Here is a 6,363-nt window from a genome sequence, read left to right as displayed (position 1 = left end):
GCCCCGGAACCAGCCGCTGGCTCCTGCGCGGCAAGGACGACCGGCTCACCGCCTACGCCCCCACCGAGGGCGGGCTGCTGCGCTGGACGGAGACCGCCCCCGGCGGCCCCGCGTGGACGGGCCCCCAGTTCTTCCCGGCCCCCGGCATCGAGCACCTGGTCCTCGCCCAGGGACCCGACGGGTACGTGCACTTCGTCGGCCGCCGGCGCAAGGGCGACACCGTCGACCTCGTGCACGCGATCCAGTACCAGACGGGCCGCCCGCTGACCGCCTGGCACTCCCTCGGCAACCCGTACAAGACGGCCGAGCGCGGCCTCAAGGTCGGCGTCCCGGCCGCCACCGTCAACGCCGCCGGCTCCGTGCACGTCTTCGTGCGCAACGCGGGACGCGGCATCCAGATGCGCCGCCAGGCCGCCAACGGCAAGTGGGAGGGCTGGAAGGACCTGAAGGGCAGCAAGGCCCACGACGGCCCCACGGCGGTCGCCACGGCGTCCGGCACGGTGGAGCTGCTGGTTCCGGCCGAGGGCAGGACCCTGCGCTGGACGCAGGAGAAGCCCGGCGGCGACCTCGCACCGGCCGAGGACGTCCCGCTCGTCCCGGCGGTCCGCACGGTCACCGGCCTGGAGACCGCCGACGACCGCGTCACGTACTACGGGAACGACGCCGACGCCAAGGGCATCACCGCCCTGCGCCCCGGCGAGGAACCCGTCCCCCTCGCCGGCACGCCCGGCGACAGCCCTCCCGCCGCGCTGCGCGCCGTGATCGGCGGCCACGACTGCACGGTCCTGGCCCACCGCGGCCGCGACGGCCGGCCCGTGCTGGCGGCCTGCGTGACGCACGCCGAGGGCGACGGCGTGTGGTGGACCGCCACGGGCGAGGAGTGCCTCGGGGCGCCCGCGCTGGCGGTCGACGCCACGGGTCGCGTGGTCCTCGCGGTGATCGGCCGGGACGGGGCCCTGCACGTGGCCCGCCAGAAACCGGAGGAGGACGGCCTGGCCCTGGCGGCCTGGACCCGCGTCTGAGACCCCCACACGAAGCAGGAGTGCCCGGCACACCAGGTGGTGTGCCGGGCACTCGTGCGTGCGGCGGAGGTTACGCGGGGACGCTCGCGATGCCCTGCGCCAGGAACTTCTTGCCGTTCACGCGCTCCGAGTAGCCCTCACGGTCCAGGTACGGCGTGATGCCGCCCAGGTGGAAGGGCCAGCCGGCGCCGGTGATCAGGCAGAGGTCGATGTCCTGCGCCTCGGCGACGACACCCTCCTGGAGCATGAGCCCGATCTCCTGCGCCACGGCCTCCATGACGCGGGTACGGACCTGCTCCTCCGTCAGGACGCTGTCGCCCTGCTTGAGGAGAGCGGCGACCTCGGGGTCCAGCTCGGGCTTGCCCGAATCGTAGACGTAGAAGCCGCGCTTGCCCGCCTTGACCACGGCGGCCAGGTTCGGCGACACCGTGAAGCGCTCCGGGAAGGCGCGGTTCAGGGTCTCCGAGACGTGCAGACCGATGGCCGGGCCGACCAGCTCGAGGAGCACCAGCGGGGACATCGGCAGGCCGAGCGGCTCGACGGCCTTCTCGGCGACCTCGACCGAGGTGCCCTCGTCGATGGTGTTCTGGATCTCGCCCATGAAGCGGGTGAGGATGCGGTTCACCACGAACGCCGGGGCGTCCTTGCAGAGCACGGCGGTCTTCTTGAGCTTGCGCGCGACGCCGAAGGCCGTGGCCAGCGAGGCGTCGTCGGTCTGCTCGCCGCGCACGATCTCCAGGAGCGGGAGGATCGCGACCGGGTTGAAGAAGTGGAAGCCGACGACCCGCTCGGGGTGCTTCAGCTTCGACGCCATCTCGGAGACCGAGAGGGAGGAGGTGTTGGTGGCGAGGATGGCGTGCGCCGGGGCGACCGCCTCGACCTCCGCGAACACCTGCTGCTTGACGCCCATCTCCTCGAAGACGGCCTCGATGATGAAGTCGGCGTCGGAGAAGCCCTCGGCCTTGTCCAGCACACCGGAGACCAGGCCCTTGAGGCGGTTGGCCTTGTCCTGGTTGACGCGGCCCTTGGCGAGCAGCTTGTCGATCTCGGCGTGGACGTAGCCCACACCCTTGTCGACGCGCTCCTGGTCGATGTCGGTCAGGACGACCGGCACCTCCAGGCGGCGCAGGAACAGCAGCGCGAGCTGCGAGGCCATCAGGCCGGCGCCGACGACGCCCACCTTGGTGACCGGACGCGCCAGCGACTTGTCCGGCGCACCGGCGGGACGCTTCGCACGCTTCTGCACCAGGTTGAAGGCGTAGATGCCGCTGCGCAGCTCACCACCCATGATCAGGTCGGCCAGCGCGGTGTCCTCGGCGTCGAAGCCGGCGCCCAGGTCGCCGTCCTTCGCCGCCGCGATGATCTCCAGCGCGCGGTACGCCGCGGGGGCGGCGCCGTGCACCTTGGAGTCCGCGATCGCCTTGCCGCGCGCGACGGCCTGGTCCCAGGCCTCGCCGCGGTCGATCTCCGGCCGTACGACCTGGAGCTCGCCGCGCAGGACGGACGCCGTCCAGATCAGCGACTGCTCCAGGAAGTCCGCGCCCTCGAAGAGCGCGTCGGCGATCCCGAGCTCGTAGACCTGCTTGCCCTTGAGCTGCTTGTTCTGGTTGAGCGAGTTCTCGATGATGACCGAAACCGCTCGGTCCGCGCCGATCAGGTTCGGCAGCAGGGCGCAGCCGCCCCAGCCGGGAACGAGGCCGAGGAAGACCTCGGGCAGCGAGAACGCGGGGAGCGCGGCCGAGACCGTGCGGTAGGTGCAGTGCAGGCCGACCTCGACGCCGCCGCCCATCGCCGCGCCGTTGTAGTACGCGAAGGTGGGGACCGCGAGGCCCGACAGGCGGCGGAAGACGTCGTGGCCGCCCTTGCCGATCGCCAGCGCGTCCTCGTGGCGCTTCAGCAGCTCGACGCCCTTGAGGTCGGCGCCGACCGCGAAGATGAACGGCTTGCCGGTGAGGCCCACACCGACGATGGAGCCCTCGGCGGCCTCCTTCTCGACCTGGTCGATCGCCGTGTTCAGGTTGGCGAGCGACTGCGGGCCGAAGGTGGTCGGCTTGGTGTGGTCGAAGCCGTTGTCCAGCGTGATCAGCGCGAACCGGCCCGCGCCCGACGGCAGCTCGAAGTGCCGTACGTGGGCGCTGGTGACGACCTCGTCCGGGAACAGCTCGGCCGCACCCTTCAAAAGCTCAACGGTGGTGCTCACTTGCTGCCTCCGGCGTCCTTGTGGTTCGGGTTCTCCCAGATCACGGTGGCGCCCATGCCGAAGCCGACGCACATCGTGGTGAGGCCGTAGCGGACCTCCGGCTGCTCCTCGAACTGGCGCGCCAGCTGCGTCATCAGACGCACGCCGGAGGAGGCCAGCGGGTGACCGTACGCGATCGCGCCGCCGTACTGGTTGACGCGGGCGTCGTCGTCGGCGATGCCGTAGTGCTCCAGGAACGCGAGGACCTGGACGGCGAAGGCCTCGTTGATCTCGAAGAGGTTGATGTCCTCGATCGACAGACCGGCCTTGGCCAGCGCCTTCTCGGTCGCCGGGATCGGGCCGTAGCCCATCACCTCGGGCTCGACGCCGGCGAAGGCGTAGGAGACCAGGCGCATCTTCACCGGGAGGTCGTGCTCGCGGGCGAAGTCCTCGGAGGCGATGATCGAGGCGGTGGCGCCGTCGTTGAGACCGGCCGCGTTGCCGGCGGTGACGTTGCCGTGGACGCGGAACGGCGTCTTCAGGTTCGCCAGCGACTCCAGGGTCGTGCCCGGACGCATCGGCTCGTCGGCCGTGACCAGGCCCCAGCCGGTCTCGCCGGCCTCGGCGTTGGTGCGGCGCACGGAGACCGGCACCAGGTCCTTCTGGATCTTGCCGTCGGCGTACGCCTTGGCGGCCTTCTCCTGCGAGCGCACGGCGTACTCGTCGGTGCGGCGCTTGGTGATGCTCGGGTAGCGGTCGTGCAGGTTCTCGGCGGTCATGCCCATGAACAGGGCGGACTCGTCGACGAGCTTCTCCGACACGAAGCGCGGGTTCGGGTCGACGCCCTCGCCCATGGGGTGGCGGCCCATGTGCTCGACACCACCGGCGATGACGGCGTCGTACGCGCCGAAGGCGATCGAACCGGCCAGCGAGGTCACGGACGTCAGCGCGCCGGCGCACATGCGGTCGATGGAGTAGCCCGGGACGGACTGCGGCAGACCGGCGAGGATGCCGGCCGTACGGCCGAGGGTCAGGCCCTGGTCACCGATCTGCGTGGTCGCGGCGATCGCGACCTCGTCGATCTTCGCGGGGTCGAGGCCGGGGTTGCGGCGCAGCAGCTCCCGGATGGCCTTCACGACGAGATCGTCGGCGCGGGTCTCGTGGTAGATGCCCTTCGGGCCCGCCTTGCCGAACGGGGTGCGGACGCCGTCGACGAAGACGACATCCCTGACGGTACGAGGCACGATTGGCTCTCCTCCAGGGTGCGGGGTGGCACTGCTGCACTTCGGGGTGTCCGTGGCACGCCGCGTGGGCGTGCTGCGTACCGCCATGCTACTTGCGGGTAACCAAGCTGCCCACCCCCCACGGCGGGAGCGGCGAACGTCACACGAAGAAGCCCCCGGCCGAGGACGGCCGGGGGCGTGGTGCGGGGGCGGTCAGGTCGCCGCCGTCACGGTCAGCGCCTTGGTGAGCAGCGGCGACACCAGCTGCACCTGCCACTGGCGCGCGCCGTACGACGCCAGCGTGGCCGCGACCGCCGCCATGGTCCCCTCCTGCGGCGGCTCCCAGCAGACCCGGCGCACCGTGTCCGGGGTGATCAGGTTCTCCTGGGGCATGTTCAGCTCCTCCGCGAGCGCGGAGACGGCCGCCCGAGCGGCCGACAGGCGAGCCGCCGCCGCCGGGTCCTTGTCGGCCCAGGAGCGCGGCGGGGGCGGGCCGGTCACGGCGGCTCCGGGCTGCGGAAGCTCGGAGTCCGGCAGCGCCCTGGCGCGGTCGACGACACCCTGCCACTGCTCCAGCTGCCGGCGCCCCATGCGGTGGCCGAAACCGGGCAGCGCGGACAGCGCCTGTACGTTCAGCGGCACGGCCAGCGCCGCCTCGACGATCGCGGTGTCGCTCAGCACCTTGCCGGGCGACACGTCACGGCGCTGGGCGATGCGGTCCCGGGCGTTCCACAGCTCCCGCACGATCGCCATCTGCCGGCGGCGGCGCACCTTGTGCATGCCCGACGTACGGCGCCACGGGTCCTTGCGCGGCGGCGCGGGCGGGGCGGACGCGATGGCGTCGAACTCCTGGCGGGCCCACTCCAGCTTCCCCTGCCGGTCGAGCTCCTTCTCCAGCGCGTCCCGCAGGTCGACGAGCAGCTCCACGTCGAGCGCGGCGTAACGCAGCCAGGGCTCGGGCAGCGGGCGGGTCGACCAGTCGACCGCCGAGTGCCCCTTCTCCAGGGCGTAGCCGAGGACGGACTCGACCATCGCGCCCAGGCCGACGCGCGGGAAACCGGCGAGCCGGCCCGCCAGCTCGGTGTCGAAGAGCCGGGTGGGCACCATGCCTATTTCGCGCAGGCAGGGGAGGTCCTGGGTAGCGGCGTGGAGGATCCACTCGCTGCCGGCGAGGGCTTCGCCCAGGCCGGAGAGGTCGGGACAGCCGACCGGGTCGATCAGCGCGCTGCCCGCGCCCTCGCGGCGCAACTGCACGAGGTAGGCGCGCTGGCCGTAGCGGTAGCCGGACGCCCGCTCGGCGTCGACGGCCACGGGCCCGGTGCCCCGCGCGAAGGCCGCGACGACTTCGTCGAGGGCCTCCTGGGTGGCAACCACCGGAGGAATGCCTTCACGAGGCTCCAGCAAGGGAATCGGCGCCGTCTCGACGTCGACCGGGGGGGCGCCCCCGGGGGTTCGCAGGTCTGGCTCTGCTGCGGTCTCTTGGGCGTCGGTCACGTGTAAAGGGTATCCGCACGAGCGAACGCCTGACCTGCACTCGTCCGCGAAGGTGCGGGTGACCTGCGAGAACCGGTCTCGCCGCGATGCCGCCCGAATGCGGCCTTTCCGGGCGCCGCAATGGGGCGCGCCCGCCGACGGAACGTTCCGTCGGCGGGCGCGTGAGGGGAAGGACCGGTCAGTGGATGATTCCGGTCCGCAGGGCCACCGCGACCATCCCGGCACGGTCGCCCGTGCCGAGCTTGCGCGCGATGCGGGCGAGGTGGCTCTTGACCGTCAGGGCGGAGAGGCCCATCGAGACGCCGATCGCCTTGTTCGACTGGCCTTCGGCGACCAGTCTGAGCACCTCGACCTCACGGCCGGAGAGCTCGCGGTAACCGCCCGGGTGGCTCGGGGCGCCCGGGGGGCGGCGGTGCATTCGTGCGGCCGCGGCACCGATGGGGGC

Annotated in this window: 5 protein-coding genes; 1 reads left to right on the top strand and 4 read right to left on the bottom strand. The window is 72.1% G+C overall.

The window, feature by feature from the left end:
- Nucleotides 1-1,022 (top strand): PLL family lectin (locus E2E34_RS29480; protein ID WP_244316236.1); only part of this gene is annotated, 1,022 nt, incomplete at its 5' end.
- A gap of 70 nt (nt 1,023-1,092) precedes the next feature.
- Here E2E34_RS29480 and E2E34_RS29475 read toward each other — a convergent pair.
- The 4 genes from E2E34_RS29475 to E2E34_RS29460 form a co-directional block, all read right to left on the bottom strand.
- Nucleotides 1,093-3,222: a 3-hydroxyacyl-CoA dehydrogenase NAD-binding domain-containing protein gene (locus E2E34_RS29475; protein WP_138904926.1), complete on the bottom strand. Its 2,130-nt coding sequence runs from the start codon at nt 3,220-3,222 to the stop codon at nt 1,093-1,095.
- Nucleotides 3,219-4,445, bottom strand: coding sequence for a thiolase family protein (locus E2E34_RS29470; RefSeq protein ID WP_138897401.1), 1,227 nt, complete (start codon nt 4,443-4,445; stop codon nt 3,219-3,221). Before E2E34_RS29470 ends, E2E34_RS29475 begins: the two co-directional genes overlap by 4 nt.
- A 192-nt stretch (nt 4,446-4,637) precedes the next feature.
- Nucleotides 4,638-5,918 carry a ribonuclease D gene (locus E2E34_RS29465; protein WP_138904925.1) on the bottom strand — a complete coding sequence of 427 codons (1,281 nt, stop codon included), beginning with the start codon at nt 5,916-5,918 and terminating at the stop codon, nt 4,638-4,640.
- Nucleotides 5,919-6,096: 178 nt separating this feature from the next.
- A partial coding sequence (locus E2E34_RS29460; RefSeq protein WP_138904924.1) for a response regulator transcription factor occupies nt 6,097-6,363 on the bottom strand: 267 nt, incomplete at its 5' end.

Origin of the sequence: Streptomyces albidochromogenes (assembly GCF_005981925.1) — a bacterium.
Taxonomy (GTDB): domain Bacteria; phylum Actinomycetota; class Actinomycetes; order Streptomycetales; family Streptomycetaceae; genus Streptomyces; species Streptomyces albidochromogenes.
This window is presented reverse-complemented; position numbering and strand designations above follow the sequence as displayed.